The organism is Serpentinimonas barnesii (assembly GCF_000696225.1).
In the GTDB taxonomy this organism is placed as follows: Bacteria; Pseudomonadota; Gammaproteobacteria; order Burkholderiales; family Burkholderiaceae_C; genus Serpentinimonas; species Serpentinimonas barnesii.
The window spans coordinates 1-15,422 of record NZ_BAWN01000006.1 but is presented as its reverse complement, the minus strand read 5'-3'; the positions used below and the strand labels follow the sequence as shown (position 1 = coordinate 15,422).

Genomic DNA, 15,422 nt, shown 5'->3' with positions numbered 1-15,422 from the left:
CAGGATTCCTTGGGAACGTTCAGATCTCTTCGATGCGCAACGGCGGGTAGCTGTCCCAGCTCTGGCAGCCGGGGCAGTGCCAGAAGTACTGGCGCGCCTCAAAGCCGCAGCCGGCGCAGCGGTAGCGTTTGAGCGGCTCGCAGGCGCGCTCGAGCGCCGGTTTGATGAGGCTTTCTTCTTCTGGCAGGCCCCAGTGAGCCCCACCCAGCCACAGGTTGGCGGCCACCAGCGAGGGCTCTCGCCTCAAGTGTTCGAGGTAACGGGCGCGCGCCGCTTGCACATCGTCTTCTAGGCTGGCCAAGGCTTGCGTGACGTCGAGCGAGGCTGTGTGCTGCTGACTCCACTGTTGCAGTGTGGCCCGCACGGCCTGGGTGCGCCCCAGGCGTTTGCCCCACAGCGCCAGATTGTGCGCCACCAGCGGCAGGTGCGAGGGCGTGTGCTGCACCAGGTGCTGCAAGGCATCCCAAGCCCCTTCGGTCTGCTGCAGGCTGTGGCGCAAATCGGCCAGCTGCACCCAAGCCCGCGCCGATTCGGGGATGCGCTGCACCAGTTGCTCCAGCAGCACCAAGGCCTCGGTGGTGTGCTGCTGCTGGCGCAAGGTGGCGGCTTGCTCGCAGCGGTAATGCGCCAGCCGCAACTGAAAGCTGCCACGACCGGCGTCCTCGAGCAGCTCGGCCATTGCGCCCGCTTGGCTCCAGTCGCGCGTGCGCTCGTAAATGGCCAGACGGGCCAATCGGGCATCGGTTTGCAACGGGGTGCCTTCGAGCCGCAACAGCGCCGCCTCGGCGCGGTCGAGCAGGCCCGCCTTAAGAAAATCCTGCGCCAGCGCATGGCGCGCACGCTCGGTCTCGCGGGCCGACAAGTCGGCGCGCGCCAGCAGGTGCTCGTGCACCCGCACCGCGCGGTCGTAGTCGCCGCGGCGGCGAAACAAGTTGCCCAGCGCAAAATGCAGCTCGGAGGTGTCGGGGTCGTTTTGCACCGCCTCGATGAAGGCGTCGATGGCCTGGTCGTGTTGCTCGTTGAGCAGGTGGTTCAGGCCCCGAAAGTAGGCCTTGGGGGCGCGCCGGTTTTCTAGCCGCATCTGGCGCAAATCGAAGCGCGAAGCCAGCCAGCCCAGCGCAAATGCCGCCGGCAGGCCCCAGAGCAGGCTGATTAGGTCAAATTCCATGAGGAGGTGGTTCGCCGCCGCCGCTTGCTTTGGATTCGGTGTGGCTGACCGGTGCAGCCACTGCGGCCCGTGCCGCCCGGCGCGCGCGCAGCCACAGCGGCGTCATGACCGCCACACCCAGTGCGACACCCAGCACCAGCGCCGCCAGCACCACCAGCACCAGCGGGGCGTCCCAGTAGGCACCAAAAAACAAATGCAGACGAACGGCGCCTTGGTTGTTGAGCGCGAACGCAAACACGACAAAAAAAATGGCTGCCTTGAGCAGCCACGAGAGGTAATTCACGCTTGCCCCCAGTGGTGTGCAAGATTGTAGCGGGCTTGCGCGCCCCCACACCCTTGCACACGCGCTGGCGCACTCAAGCGGAATTTGAACGGGAGGCCGCGCCCCCGGCATCGACCTGCTCGCGCAGGGCTTTACCGGGTTTGAAGTGCGGCACGCGCTTGGCCTCGATGGCCACGCTCGCACCGCTGCGCGGGTTGCGGCCCATGCGCGCCGCGCGTTCGTTTAGCGTAAAGCTGCCAAAACCGCGCACCTCGACGCGCTGGCCCTTGACCAAGGCCTGCGCAATGGCCGACAGGATCGTCTTGACGGCCAATTCGGCATCGCGCTGACCCAACTGGCCAAAGCGCTCTGCCAAAGCCTGCACCAGATCGCTGCGCGTCATGGCCGGGTCAACCGTTGTTGTCGAGCTTGGCGCGCAGCAGGGCCCCGAGGCTGGTGGTGCCCGCATTGCCCGCATTTTGCTGGCTCAGGTTGGCCATCGCCTCTTGCTGCTCGGCCATGTCCTTGGCTTTGATCGAAAGCTGGATGTTGCGCGTCTTGCGGTCCACGTTGACCACCACGGCCGTCACTTCATCGCCCTCTTTGAGCACGTTGCGAGCGTCTTCAACCCGGTCGCGCGCGATTTCGGAAGCCCGCAGGTAGCCGATCACGTCGCTGCCGAGGTCGATTTCGGCGCCTTTGGCGTCCACCGTCTTGACCTTGCCGGTCACGCTGGCGCCCTTGTCGTTCATCGAGACGAAGGTGGTGAAGGGGTCGCCGTCGAGCTGTTTGATGCCGAGGCTGATGCGCTCACGCTCCACATCGACCGCCAGCACGATGGCCTCGACTTCTTGGCCTTTCTTGAAGTTGCGCACGGCGGTTTCGCCGGCTTCGTTCCAAGACAGGTCGGACAAATGCACCAAGCCGTCGATGCCCGCGGCCAAGCCGACGAACACGCCGAAGTCGGTGATGGAGCGGATCGGGCCCTTGACGCGGTCGCCGCGCTTGGTGGCTTCGGCAAACTCGTGCCAAGGGTTGGCGCGGCACTGTTTCATGCCCAGCGAGATGCGGCGCTTGTCTTCGTCGATCTCGAGCACCATCACCTCGACCTCGTCACCCAGGGCGACCAGTTTGTTGGGGGCGATGTTCTTGTTGGTCCAGTCCATTTCAGAGACGTGCACCAGCCCTTCGATGCCCGGTTCGAGCTCAACAAAGGCGCCGTAGTCGGCGATGTTGGTGATCTTGCCGAACATGCGCGTGCTGGCCGGGTAGCGGCGCGCCACGCCCATCCAGGGGTCGTCGCCCATTTGCTTGAGGCCTAGGCTGACGCGCTGCTTCTCGGCGTCGAACTTGAGCACTTTGGCCGTGACTTCTTGGCCCGGTTGCACCACCTCGGAAGGGTGACGCACGCGCCGCCAAGCCATGTCGGTGATGTGCAGCAGGCCGTCGATGCCACCCAAATCGACGAAGGCGCCGTATTCGGTGATGTTTTTGACCACGCCGTGCACGATCGAGCCTTCGCGCAGGGTGTCGAGCAGCTTGGCGCGTTCTTCGCCCATCGAGGCCTCGACCACGGCGCGGCGCGACAGCACCACGTTGTTGCGTTTGCGGTCGAGCTTGATGACCTTGAATTCGAGCGTTTTGTTCTCGTAGGGGCTGAGGTCTTTGGTGGGGCGGCTGTCGACCAGCGATCCGGGCAGGAAGGCGCTGATGCCGTTGACCATGACCTTGAGGCCGCCTTTGATCTTGATGCTGGTGGTGCCGGTGACGAAATCGCCCGATTCGAGCGCGCGCTCCAGCGCCATCCAAGAGGCCAGACGCTTGGCTTTGTCGCGCGACAGGATGGTGTCGCCGTAGCCGTTTTCGACCGCTTCCACGGCCACCGAGACGAAGTCGCCGGCTTGGACTTCGAGTTCGCCCTGATCGTTCTTGAACTCGGCAATCGGCACGTAGGCTTCGGACTTGAGTCCGGCATTGACCACGACGTGGTTGTGCTCGATGCGCACGACTTCGGCGGTGATGACCTCGCCTTGGCGCATTTCGGCGCGCTTGAGCGACTCTTCAAATAGGGCGGAAAAAGATTCAGACATGGGGCTTCCTGTGCCGCGAGCGCCTTGCAAGGGGGTGAGCGCAAGGCATGCGGCGGGTGCAAAAACGCAAGGCCAATGGGCGCTGCGGGTTTCGTGGTTGTGAACCCTCGGGCCTGCGGCTGACAGAAACAGCCGGCGGGGCCTTTGGGGCCTGCTTAACTTGCTATTCCAGCGCAGCGCTTGGGCGCAACACCGGACTTGCCTGCCACCAGTCCAACACCTGCTGCACCGATTGCTCGATGCTCAGGGCGGAGTTGTCTAGCAGGAGGGCTCCTTCGGCCGGCTTCAAAGGCGCTGCGCTGCGCGAGCGGTCGCGCTCATCGCGTGCCTCTAAGTCAGCCAAAAGGTCTTTAATTGTAGCACTTTCGCCCCGCTCTTGCAACTGCCACAGCCGCCGCTGGGCACGCTGGGCCGCGCTGGCGGTGAGGTAAACCTTGAGCGCGGCGTCGGGAAAGATGACGCTGCCCATGTCGCGCCCGTCGGCCACCAGGCCGGGCAAGCGCCGGAAGTTGCGTTGCAAGTCGAGCAAGGCGGCGCGCACCTCGGGCACAACGGCCACGCGCGAGGCCGCCATGCCGGCGGCTTCGCTGCGCACCTCGTCTGTCACATCCTCGTGGCCCAACCAGACCCGGCCCTGCTCGAAGCGCACCAGGAGCTGCTGCGCCAGCCGGCCCAAGGCGGCGGCCTGCTGGGGCTGCTGCAAGGCGGCGGCTGCGGTGTCGAGCCCGGCGCGCTCGGCCGCCAGCCCCACCAGCCGGTACAGCAGGCCCGAATCGAGCAGGTGGTAGCCCAGCCGCGCCGCCAGTTCGGCCGCCAGCGTGCCCTTGCCGGAGGCGCTGGGGCCGTCGATGCACAGCACCGGGATGTGCGACGGCTGCGCCTGGCAGACGCCAAACAGGGTCTCGAAAAAATCGGGGAAGGTTTTGGCCACGCACTTGGGGTCTTCGATGCGCAGCCCGAGTTGCGCCGGGTTGAAGGCGGCCAGCGCAAAGCACATCGCCACCCGGTGGTCGTCGTAGGTGTGGATGCTGGCCGTTTGCCAGCCGCGGCCATCGGCGGGCAGGGGGTGCACGCGCAGATAATCGGGCCCCTCCTCCACTGAGGCGCCAAGCTTGCTGAGTTCGCAGCGCATGGCGGCGAGGCGGTCGGTTTCCTTGACGCGCCAGCTCGCGATGTTGCGCAGGGTGCAGGGGCCGTCGGCGTAGAGCGCCAGCACGGCAAGCGTCATGGCGGCGTCGGGGATGGCGTTGCAGTCGAGGTCGATGGCCTTGAGTGGCCAGGCGCCGCGCCGCACGTGCAGCGCATTGGCGCTGCCTTCGATCTGCGCCCCCATGGCGCGCGCGGCTTCCACAAAACGGATGTCGCCCTGGATCGAGTCCAGCCCCACGCCTTCGATGGTGATGCCGCTGTGCCCTGGGCTGGGCTGGGCGATGGCCCCGAGCGCGATGAAGTAGCTGGCCGAGGAGGCGTCGGCCTCGACGTGGATTTGCCCCGGCGACGCGTAGCGGCTGCCGGCGGGTATGACAAAGCGCTGCCAGCCTTGGCGCTGCACCGCCACGCCAAAGCGCGCCAATAACGCCAGCGTGATTTCTATGTAGGGCTTGGAGATGAGCTCGCCCACGACCTCGATTTCAATCGCCTGCTGCTGCGCCGCCAGCGGCAGCGCCAGCAACAAGGCGGTGAGGAACTGGCTCGATACGTCGCCGCGCACGCGGATGGGCTCGGCCAGCCGCAGCGCGTGCGGCGCGCCGTCGCCCACGCGCAGCGGCGGGTAGCCGGGCTGGCCCAGGTGCTGCACCGGACAGCCGAGCTGGCGCAGCGCGTCGGCCAAATCGCCGATGGGGCGCTCGTGCATGCGCGCCACGCCGCTGAGCTCGAAAGCCGCCCCGTGCTGGCAGGCCAGCAGGGCCAGCGCGGCACACAGCGGGCGCATGGCGGTGCCGGCGTTGCCCAAAAACAGGCTGGCTTGGCGCACCGGCAGTTGCCCGCCCAGGCCGTGCACCGTGAGGCTGTGCGGGCCGTGGCGTTGCAAGCGGCAGCCCAGCGCGTCGAGCGCGGTCAGCATGACGCGGGTGTCGTCGGAGTCGAGCAGGTCTTCGATCCGGGTCTGGCCTTGGCTGAGCGCAGCCAGCAGAAGCACCCGGTTCGAGATGCTCTTGGAGCCGGGCAGGCGCACCGTGCCACCGGCGCGGTGCAAGGGGGGGAGGTCGAGAAAGGCGGTGGCGTACATGGGGCGGGTGTTGGGGGGCCGAATTATTCGAGGCAGAGCCGGGGCTCGGGTGCGCCAGCGGGGTTGCTGGCACCACCCAGGGCCGGCGCTGTGGCAGCCGGAGCGGCATGCGCATTTGCAGCCGCACCCGCCCCGCCCTGCCCGCCTGCCGGCCATTGCTGGGCATGCTGGCTGCGGCCTCGGCTGGCGTGGCCGATCAGGGCCTGGAGCGCCGCCGTGTCGCGCTGCTGCATGGCGCCTTCCAGAGCAGCCAGGGCATCGCGGAAATGTTGCAGTTGCGCCAGCACCTCGGTGCGGTTGGCCAGCAAAATATCGCCCCAGATGGTCGGGTCGCTGGCGGCAATGCGGCTGAAATCCCTGAAACCCGGCCCGGCCAGCCCCAGCCACTGCGGCCCCTTCGGCTGCGCCAGCAAGGCGTTGAGGGCGGCAAAGGCCAGCAAATGCGGCAGGTGGCTGACGGCGGCGTAGGCGGCGTCGTGCGCCTGCGGCTCCATCTGGCGCACCTGTGCCCCGAGCGCGCCCCAGAGCCGCTGCGCGCGCACGGTCTGCTCCGGGTCGGTCTCGGGCAGCGGGGTAAGAATCACCTGGCAGCCACGGTAGAGCTCGGCGTCGGCGTGCTCGATTCCGGCCGACTCTTTGCCGGCAATCGGGTGCGCCGGGACGAACTGCGGCAGGTGCGCGCCCAGGTGCTGCCGCGCCGCCGCCACCACGTCGGCCTTGGTCGAACCCACATCCAGCAGCAGCGCCTGCGGGGCCAGCAGGTGTCGGATGGCCTTGAAGGTGTCGGCGCAGGCCGCCACCGGCACGGCGACCAGCACCAGATCGGCCCCCGAGACCGCCAGCAACGCCGATGGCGCTTCGACATCGATCACCCCCAGCGCACGGGCGCGCGCCAGCGTGAGCGGCGATTTGCTGTAGCCCACCACCCGCCGCACCAAGCCCGCGCGCTTGAGCGCCAGCGCAAAGGAGCCGCCCATCAGGCCACAGCCGATCAGGCCGAGTTGCTCAAACATATCGTGGCCCTCTCATTCGGCCACCGGGTAGGCCCCGAGCACCTGGTAAAACGCACACAGGCCCTGCAACTGTTGCAAGGCCGCAGCCACGTGGGGCTGGCTCGGGTGGCCGGCCAGGTCGATGTAGAAGTAATACTCCCACTGGCCCGATTTGGCCGGGCGCGACTCGAAGCGCGTCATCTGCACCCCGTGCTGCTTGAGCGGCACCAGCAAATCGTGCACGGCGCCGGGGCGGTTCGGCACCGAGAGCACGAGGCTGGTGCAGTCGCGCCCCGAAGGCGGCGGCATGGCCATGGTCTGCGGCAAGCAGATCACGGCAAAGCGGGTGCGGTTGTAGGCTTCGTCCTGCACCGCATGCGCCACGATGTGCAGTCCAAACTGCGCCGCAGCGCGCTCGCTGGCCAGCGCCGCCCAAGCCGGGTTGGCCGCTGCCAGCCGCGCCCCTTCGGCGTTGCTCTCGACCGCGCGCCGCTCGGCCTGCGGCAGGTGCAGCGCCAGCCAGTGCTGGCACTGCGCCAGCGCCTGCGGGTGCGCCAGCACCCCCTCGATGCCATCCAGCGTGTTGAGCTGGCGCAGCAGGTTGTGGCGGATCAGCAGGCTGACTTCGCCCACCACGTGCACCGGCGAGCGCAAAAACAGATCGAGCGAGCGCGTGACCACGCCTTCGGTGCTGTTTTCAATCGCCACCACGCCAAACTGCGCCGTGCCGGCGGCGGTGGCGTGAAACACCTCGTCGAAGCTGCTGCAAAAAATCAGGTTGGCGGCACTGCCAAAGTATTCCACCGCCGCCTGCTCGCTGAAGGTGCCCGCCGGGCCCAGCACCGCCACCCGCTGCGGGGCTTCCAGCGCCAGGCAGGCCGACATGATCTCGCGCCAGATCGCGCCCACGTGTTGGTTGAGCAGCGGGCCGCCGTTGCGCGCCTGCAAACCCTCGATCACCTGCGCCACCCGGTCCGGCCGAAAAAACGGCGAGCCTTCGGCGCGCTTGATCGCCCCCACCTGCTCGGCCACGCGGGCGCGCTGGTTCAGGAGCGCGAGCAGTTGGGCGTCGAGGGTGTCGATCTGCAGCCGCAAATCGGCCAGGGCCGGGGTTTGCTGCACTGGCTGGGCAAGGGCCGATGCCGGAGCCGATTGCGCCGGGCTGGCCGCAGCGGCTGCTGGGGTTGGGCACGCGTTGGTGTCAGGGGCGGCGCAAGGTTTGGGGGCGGGCGGCTGCATGGGCGGGGCGGTGAGAGATGGGGTGGGCGATGGGGGGTGGATCAGGCTGCAATCGGATGCAAGTAGGTGCCATCGGGCCTCGATCTGCCGCCCCCCTCAGGACTGGCGCTCGAACTCGCGCATCCACTCCACCAGCGCCTGCACGCCCGCCAGTGGCATGGCGTTGTAGAGGCTGGCGCGCATGCCACCCACCATTTTGTGGCCCTTGAGCTGCAACAGCCCGCGCGCGGCGGCCCCTTCCAAAAAGGCGGCGTTGCGCGATTCGTCGCGCAAAAAGAAGGGCACGTTCATGCGCGAGCGGCAGGCCGGATCGACCCGGTTCTCGTAAAGCTGTGAGCCGTCGATGCAGTCGTAGAGCAGGCGCGCCTTGGCGATGTTGCGCGCCTCCACCGCCGCCAGCCCGCGCAACTCGGCTTGGCCCTGGCCCACCACTTCGCGCTGCGCCTTGATCCACTGCAGCGTCAGGCCGGCCAGGTAAATGGCGTAGGTCGGGGGGGTGTTGAGCATTGACTGGTTCGCCGCTTGCAGGCGGTAGTCGAACACGCTGGGGCAGATTGGCAGCGCGTGGCCGAGCAAGTCTTCGCGCAGCACCACCAGCGTCAGGCCAGCCGGGCCGATGTTTTTTTGCGCCCCGCCATAAGCCAGCGCCACCCGGCTCCAGTCCAGCGGGCGCGACAGCACGTGCGAGGAAAAATCGATCAGCAGCGGGGCCTGGCTGCCGAGCGCGCGCAAGTCGGGCAGCTCGTGAAACTCGACCCCGTGCACGGTTTCGTTGCTGCACAGGTGCAGGTAGCTGGCCTCGGGGCGCAGGCGCCAGGTGGCGGGGTCGGGGATGTGGGTGTAGCCGCTCTGGCCGCCCGCTGCCGGGCTGAAGGGCTGGGCTGCGTCGGCCACCACCTGCGCATCGCCGTATTTGGCCGCCTCTTGGGCCGACTTTTGGCTCCAACTGCCAGTGACCACGTAATCCATCTGCCGCTGCGGCTTGAGCGCGGCCAGGTTGAGCGGGATGACGGCGTTTTGCGCCTGCGCCCCACCTTGCAGAAACAGCACCTTGTAGTGCGCCGGAATGGCCAGCAGCTCGCGCAAATCGGCCTCGGTCTGCTCGATGATGGGGCCGTAGTCGCGGCCGCGGTGGCTCATTTCCATCACGCTCATGCCGCTGCCGTGCCAGTCGAGCATTTCGTCGGCGGCTTGCTGCAGCACCGCCTCGGGCAGGGTGGCGGGGCCGGGGGAGAAGTTGTAGGGGCGGGTCATGGGGGGCTGCGGTGGAGGGGGGCAAATGCGGCAGGGCTTGGGTTCATTCGGCCGCAGCGTCGTCGGCGGCCGGGGTGGGGGCTGGGCCGGGTTCGTCAGTCGCAGGCTCCGATTCCTCACCCACCCCAGCCCCGGTCGAAATGGCGGCGTCGTTTTCCACCACGCGCTGCAAGCCGCTGAGCTTGGCGCCGGCGTCGGTGGCGATCAGGGTCACGCCCTGGGTGGCGCGGCCCATCTCGCGGATTTCGGCCACCCGGGTGCGTACCAGCACGCCGCTGTCGGTAATCAGCATGATTTCGTCCTCCGGGTGCACCAGGGTGGCGGCCACCACCTTGCCGTTGCGCTCGGTTTGCTGGATGGCGATCATGCCCTTGGTGCCCCGGCCGTGGCGCGTGTATTCGCTGATGGCGGTGCGCTTGCCATAGCCGTTTTCGGTCGCGCACAGCACGCTGGCGCGGGGTGCGGCGCTGGCGCTGCCCGTTGGGGTGTCGGATGCGGTGTCGGATTCGGTGGCCTCGGAGGCCTCGGCCACCAGCATGGCGATCACGCGCTGGCCTTCTTCGAGCATCATGCCGCGCACGCCGCGCGCGTTGCGGCCCATCGGGCGCACATCGTTTTCATCGAAACGCACCGCCTTGCCGCCGTCGGAGAACAGCATCACGTCGTGGTGGCCGTCGGTGAGCGCGGCCCCGATCAGGAAGTCGCCCTCGTCCAGATCGACGGCAATGATGCCGGCCTTGCGCGGGTTGGAGAACTCATCGAGCGCGGTCTTTTTCACCGTGCCCATGGCGGTGGCCATGAACACATACTGGTCCGCCGGGAAGCGCCGGTTGGACCCGGTGAGCGCCAGCGCCACATTGATTTTTTCGCCTTCGGCGAGCGGGAACATGTTCACGATCGGGCGCCCACGCGAGCCGCGCGAACCCGATGGCACCTCCCAGACCTTGAGCCAGTACAGGCGGCCGCGGTTGGAAAAGCACAAAATCCAGTCGTGCGTGTTGGCGATGAAGAGTTGGTCGATCCAGTCGTCCTCTTTGGTGGCAGTGGCCAGCTTGCCGCGCCCGCCGCGCTTTTGTGCCCGGTACTCGCCCAGCGGCTGGCTCTTGATGTAGCCGCCGTGGCTGAGCGTGACCACCATATCGGTCGGGGTGATCAGGTCTTCGGTTGAAAGGTCGTGCGCGCTGTGCTCGATGGTGCTGCGCCGCGCGCCCAGCCGCGTGAGGCCAAACTCGGTTTTGATGGCCGTGAGTTCGTCGGCGATGATCTGCGAAACCCGCTGCGGCGTGGCCAGGATGTCGAGCAAATCGTCGATTTCGGCCATCACAGCGCGGTATTCGGCCACGATTTTGTCTTGCTCCAGCCCGGTCAGGCGCTGCAGCCGCATCTGCAAAATTTCTTGCGCCTGTGTCTCGCTCAGGCGGTACAGGCCCTCGGGCTGCATGCCGAACTCGCGCTCCAGCGCGTCCGGGCGGTAGTCGTCGGCATTCACGCTGCTGCCGTCGGCGCGGGTGCGGGTGAGCATCTGGCGCACCAGTTGGCTGTCCCAGTGCCGCGCCATGAGCTCGGTGCGCGCCTGCACCGGCGTGGCCGATTCGCGGATGATGCGGATGAACTCGTCGATATTGGCCAGCGCCACCGCCAGCCCCTCCAGCACGTGGCCGCGCTCGCGCGCCTTGCGCAGCTTAAACACGGTGCGCCGCGTCACCACCTCGCGCCGGTGCTGCAGGAAAATGTCGATCAAATCCTTGAGGTTGCACAACTTGGGCTGGCCATCGACAAGGGCCACCATGTTGATGCCAAAGGTGTCTTGGAGCTGCGTTTGCTTGTACAGGTTGTTGAGCACCACCTCGGGCACTTCGCCGCGCTTGAGCTCGATCACCAGCCGCATGCCGGATTTGTCGGATTCGTCCTGGATGTGGCTGATGCCCTCGATTTTTTTCTCGTGCACCAGCTCGGCCATGCGCTCTTGCAGCGTCTTTTTGTTGACCTGATACGGCAGCTCATCGACCACGATGGCCTGGCGCTGGCCGCGGTCTATGTCTTCGAAATGGCATTTGGCGCGCATCACCAGCCGCCCACGGCCAGTGCGGTAGCCCTCGCGCACGCCGTGGATGCCGTAGATGATGCCGGCGGTGGGGAAGTCGGGCGCCGGGATGATTTCCATCAAGTCATCCACGCTGGCTTGCGGGTGGCGCAGCAGGTGCAGGCAGGCATCGACCACTTCGCTTAAGTTGTGCGGCGGAATGTTGGTCGCCATACCGACCGCAATGCCGGTCGAGCCATTGACCAGCAAATTGGGCCAGCGCGCCGGCAGCACCAGTGGCTCTTTTTCGCTGCCGTCGTAGTTGGGGCCAAAGTTCACCGTGTCTTGGTCGATGTCGGCCAGCATCTCGTGCGCGATCTTGGAGAGCCGGATTTCGGTGTAGCGCATGGCGGCGGCGTTGTCGCCATCGACCGAGCCGAAGTTGCCCTGCCCATCGACAAGCAGGTGGCGCAGCGAAAAATCCTGCGCCATGCGCACGATCGTGTCATAGACCGCGCTGTCGCCGTGCGGGTGGTACTTACCGATCACGTCACCGACGATGCGCGCCGATTTTTTGTAGGGCCGGTTCCAGTCGTTGCCCAGTTCGTGCATGGCAAACAGCACGCGCCGGTGCACCGGCTTGAGGCCATCGCGCGCATCGGGCAAGGCCCGGCCCACGATCACGCTCATGGCGTAGTCGAGGTAGCTGCGCCGCATCTCCTCTTCGAGGCTGATGGGCAGGGTTTCCTTGGCGAAAGCAGTCATGGGGCGGCAGGGTAGGCTATACAGAGAAGGCAATCCGACATTTTAGGCGCTGGCGCGCGGGCCTGGCCCAGCCGCACGCTCGGTGTGAAGCGACCAACCACCCCAGCGACTGAGCTTCGGCTGCCCCGGGTCATTGCGTGAAGTCTGCTGGAATGCAAAGGCTGTTGCGATCGTGCAACAGTTTCGTATCGGACCCCGCGCCGTTGGCGCACCAGTTAGCGCGCGTGCATCGGGGTGCGGCGGGCTTGTGGCACAATGGTCGAACTTTCGGGCGAAGCTGCAAGGCTTCGGTTGATTTCCAGTTCACACCCTAATTAAGAGGAACGCAATGAAAAAACTGAACAAAATCGCTGCCCTGTTTGCCGCTGTCGCCCTGGCTTCCGTTGCGGGCATGCCGGCCCACGCCCACAACCACGGTGCCCCAGCTGCCGCCACGATCGACAACTGGCGCGCCACCGACGGCACCGTCTGGCGCAGCGCCGACCGCCTGTGCTGGCGCAACGCGAGCTGGACCCCGGCCACGGCCGCTCCTGGCTGCGATGGCTGGATCGTGCCCCAACCGGCTCCTGCTCCCGCTCCCGCACCGGCTCCTGCTCCCGCACCGGCTCCGGCTCCTGCCCCGGCGGCTGCTCCGGCTCCAGCACCTGCCGCCGCACCGGCTCCCGCCCCTGCACCCGCTCCAGTTGCAGCCGCACGCGTCACTTTCTCGGCCGATGCCTTCTTTGCCTTCGACAGCGCCGTGCTGCAGCCTGAAGGCCGTGCCCGCCTCGACGATCTGGTCGAAAAAATCGCCCCGATCAACCTCGAAGTGATCATCGCCGTCGGCCACACCGACGCGACCGGCGCCGCCGCCTACAACCAAGGCCTGTCCGAGCGCCGCGCCGAAGCCGTCAAGGCTTATCTGGTAAGCAAAGGCATCAGCGCCGACCGCGTGTACACCGAAGGCAAGGGCGAAACCCAGCCCGTGGCCGACAACCGCACCCGCGAAGGCCGCACACAAAACCGCCGCGTCGAGATCGAAGTGGTGGGCACCCGCCGCAACTGATCCCTGCCGAGCTTGGGTGGGTGCATCAGCCCCTGCCCTGCTCTCTTAAAACCGCGCTTTGGGCGCGGTTTTTTTATGCCCGGGCTTGTGATGCGGCTTGATGCCCGGGCGCAACGGCTGGTTTTTATTTTTTTGCCGCAGTCGGGCCATAATTCCACCATGGACAAAACCCTCAACGCCGATCCGGCCGAACTGGCCAAATTCTCCGAGCTGGCGCACCGCTGGTGGGACCCGGAGAGCGAGTTTCGCCCGCTGCACCAGATCAACCCCTTGCGGCTGGAGTGGATCGAAACCCTCACCCCGCTGAAAGACAAAACGGTGCTCGACGTCGGCTGCGGCGGCGGCATCCTCTCCGACGCCATGGCGCGCAAGGGCGCGCACGTGCTGGGCATAGACCTGTCCAGCAAGGCGCTCAAGGTGGCCCAGTTGCACGCGCTGGAGGCCGAAACGCCACGCGTGCGTTACCGCGAAGTCAGCACCGAGCAACTGGCGCTGGAGCAGCCCGGGCAGTACGACGTGGTCACCTGCATGGAAATGCTCGAACACGTGCCCGACCCGGCCTCGGTGGTGCGCGCCTGCGCCACCTTGGTCAAACCCGGCGGCTGGGTGTTTTTCTCCACCCTCAACCGCAACCCCAAATCCTTTTTGTTTGCCATTGTGGGGGCCGAGTACGTGCTCAATCTCTTGCCCAAAGGCACCCACGAGTACGCCAAGTTCATACGCCCCAGCGAACTGGTGGGGCACTGCCGTGCGGCCGGTCTGCAAGCGCAAGCCATGCGCGGCCTGCAGTACAACCCGCTCAGCCGCCGTTATTGGCTCAACGCCGACACCAGCGTCAACTACCTGGTGGCCACACAAAAGGCCGAAGCGTGAAGTTTGGCGGCATCCGCGCCGTGCTGTTCGACCTCGACGGCACCCTGATCGACAGCGCCCCCGACCTGGCTTGGGCGGCCGACCAACTGCGCCTGGCGCGCGGGCTGGAGCCGCTGCCCGTGGCGCACTACCGCCCCGCCGTGGGCACCGGAGCCCGTGGCCTGATCCACGCCGCCCTCGGCCTAGGGCCGGAACACCCCGAGTTCGAAGGCCTGAAACACGAGTTCTTCGACACCTACCAAGGCTGCATGAACCAGCGCACCCAAGCCTTTGAGCAGGTGAACGAATTGGTGGCCACCTTGCTCCAAAACGGCATGGCTTGGGCCGTGGTGACCAACAAGATCGAGCGCTTCGCCCTGCCCATCACGGCCGCTTTGCCGCTGTTTGCCAGTGCGGGGGCGGTTATCGGCGGCGATACCACCCCACACCCCAAGCCGCACCCAGCGCCGCTGCTGGAGGCGGCGCGCCGCTTGGGGCTGGCCCCAGAGCGCTGCATCTATGTGGGCGACGACCGGCGCGACATCGAAGCCGGGCGCGCCGCCGGCATGGCCACGGTAGCGGCGCTATACGGCTACATCGGCAGCGCCGACGACCCCCACACCTGGGGCGCCGACGCCGCCATAGAAAATCCGCTCGGGCTCTTGAACTTTCTGGAAATGCCTTAAACTAAGCTGTATGGGGCTGCATTGGTTTCGACGTGGGAACGGATGCGCTGCAGGGCATGTCGAGGTTCTGTCACCTCGTTAATCAGCAGAAAAAAAGTAACTGCAAACGACGAACGTTTCGCACTCGCCGCTTAACCCGGTGAGCCTTGCAACAGTTGGCCAATGGGCTGGGCAAGGGCGGTACAGGTAGCAATACCGGCACCGTCCAGGCTGCAAGGGAATCTACATAGGCTGGCCGGGGCGCGGGCAACTTGCGCAACGGTAAGACTCAAGGTTGCTGGCTGGATGCACAGCGTGTCGCTGCGCGGCGCACCCGGCGAGACCCAAATCAGACGACTACACATGTAGAACTGCTCACAGAAGGCTTGCGGACGGCGGTTCGATTCCGCCCAGCTCCACCACTCACCCCCAATCCCAGCCCTTCTCCGGCTGGGATTTTTTTTGGAATTTTCCCAATGGCGTCAAATACTTACGCGCCTTGGCTGAAGACTTCCCGCTGCCCAAAACCCCCCAAAATCCCCTCAAAAACTGCCCAAAAAACGGAGAATTCTCTGTTTTTCTGTGCCAGCCTCGCGAGTACTCGCGAGGCCTGATCGTTAAAAATCAATGGCTTGCGAGGGTCGAGTTGTGGCGGGCAGATATTCTCCAGTCAAGAACTGAAATATGAAAATACCTGAGTGCTAGATTCTGGTATTCGGGCTGAATGGGTCTGTTTCAGTCCGCCGCCGTTGTGCCGCCGATCTTGGCGATCATGCGTAAGCGTCCCGCCAACCCATCTTGCAGACAGCCGATCATCCTGAGACCATCGTGTCCACT

At 66.2% G+C, this 15,422-nt stretch carries 12 protein-coding genes and 1 other RNA gene; 4 read left to right on the top strand and 9 right to left on the bottom strand.

The genetic code is table 11. From position 1 onward, the window contains the following. Nucleotides 1-19: 19 nt before the first annotated feature. From SRAH_RS01900 to gyrA, 9 genes are all read right to left on the bottom strand, one after another. A complete protein-coding gene (locus SRAH_RS01900; RefSeq protein ID WP_029461664.1) occupies nucleotides 20-1,168 on the bottom strand; it encodes a lipopolysaccharide assembly protein LapB in 1,149 nt (382 codons plus the stop codon). Further along, the gene (locus tag SRAH_RS01895) at nucleotides 1,158-1,451 is read right to left on the bottom strand and encodes a lipopolysaccharide assembly protein LapA domain-containing protein (RefSeq protein WP_029461663.1); all 294 of its coding nucleotides are present in this window, start codon (nucleotides 1,449-1,451) and stop codon (nucleotides 1,158-1,160) included. Before SRAH_RS01895 ends, SRAH_RS01900 begins: the two co-directional genes overlap by 11 nt. A 73-nt stretch (nucleotides 1,452-1,524) precedes the next feature. Further along, the gene (locus tag SRAH_RS01890; RefSeq protein ID WP_045475833.1) at nucleotides 1,525-1,833 is read right to left on the bottom strand and encodes an integration host factor subunit beta; all 309 of its coding nucleotides are present in this window, start codon (nucleotides 1,831-1,833) and stop codon (nucleotides 1,525-1,527) included. Between the two features lie 7 nt (nucleotides 1,834-1,840). Next, nucleotides 1,841-3,520 (bottom strand): 30S ribosomal protein S1, encoded by a 1,680-nt coding sequence (gene rpsA, locus SRAH_RS01885; protein ID WP_029461661.1) that lies wholly within the window; start codon nucleotides 3,518-3,520, stop codon nucleotides 1,841-1,843. Nucleotides 3,521-3,683: 163 nt separating this feature from the next. After that, nucleotides 3,684-5,750 (bottom strand): bifunctional 3-phosphoshikimate 1-carboxyvinyltransferase/cytidylate kinase, encoded by a 2,067-nt coding sequence (locus SRAH_RS01880; protein WP_029461660.1) that lies wholly within the window; start codon nucleotides 5,748-5,750, stop codon nucleotides 3,684-3,686. Between the two features lie 23 nt (nucleotides 5,751-5,773). Continuing rightward, the gene (locus tag SRAH_RS01875; protein ID WP_076606960.1) at nucleotides 5,774-6,763 is read right to left on the bottom strand and encodes a prephenate dehydrogenase; all 990 of its coding nucleotides are present in this window, start codon (nucleotides 6,761-6,763) and stop codon (nucleotides 5,774-5,776) included. 12 nt (nucleotides 6,764-6,775) lie between these two features. Further along, complete coding sequence (gene pheA / locus SRAH_RS01870) at nucleotides 6,776-7,981, bottom strand: prephenate dehydratase (protein ID WP_082210013.1); 1,206 nt, start codon at nucleotides 7,979-7,981, stop codon at nucleotides 6,776-6,778. A gap of 96 nt (nucleotides 7,982-8,077) precedes the next feature. Beyond that, on the bottom strand, nucleotides 8,078-9,235 hold the full coding sequence (gene serC, locus SRAH_RS01865) for a 3-phosphoserine/phosphohydroxythreonine transaminase (RefSeq protein WP_029461657.1): 1,158 nt from the start codon (nucleotides 9,233-9,235) through the stop codon (nucleotides 8,078-8,080). Nucleotides 9,236-9,278: 43 nt separating this feature from the next. Beyond that, on the bottom strand, nucleotides 9,279-12,023 hold the full coding sequence (gene gyrA, locus SRAH_RS01860; protein WP_029461656.1) for a DNA gyrase subunit A: 2,745 nt from the start codon (nucleotides 12,021-12,023) through the stop codon (nucleotides 9,279-9,281). Between the two features lie 328 nt (nucleotides 12,024-12,351). Here gyrA and ompA point away from each other — a divergent pair, with 328 nt between their 5' ends. The 4 genes from ompA to ssrA all read left to right on the top strand — a co-directional run bounded on the left by ompA (nucleotide 12,352) and on the right by ssrA (nucleotide 15,007). Beyond that, nucleotides 12,352-13,068: an outer membrane protein OmpA gene (ompA, locus tag SRAH_RS01855; RefSeq protein WP_029461655.1), complete on the top strand. Its 717-nt coding sequence runs from the start codon at nucleotides 12,352-12,354 to the stop codon at nucleotides 13,066-13,068. Nucleotides 13,069-13,227: 159 nt separating this feature from the next. Beyond that, nucleotides 13,228-13,941 carry a bifunctional 2-polyprenyl-6-hydroxyphenol methylase/3-demethylubiquinol 3-O-methyltransferase UbiG gene (gene ubiG, locus SRAH_RS01845; protein WP_029461654.1) on the top strand — a complete coding sequence of 238 codons (714 nt, stop codon included), beginning with the start codon at nucleotides 13,228-13,230 and terminating at the stop codon, nucleotides 13,939-13,941. Continuing rightward, on the top strand, nucleotides 13,938-14,606 hold the full coding sequence (locus SRAH_RS01840; protein WP_045475830.1) for an HAD-IA family hydrolase: 669 nt from the start codon (nucleotides 13,938-13,940) through the stop codon (nucleotides 14,604-14,606). The genes ubiG and SRAH_RS01840 overlap by 4 nt, the downstream gene beginning before the upstream one ends. 12 nt (nucleotides 14,607-14,618) lie before the next feature. Continuing rightward, nucleotides 14,619-15,007: a transfer-messenger RNA gene (gene ssrA, locus SRAH_RS11890) on the top strand. Nucleotides 15,008-15,422 lie beyond the last annotated feature (415 nt).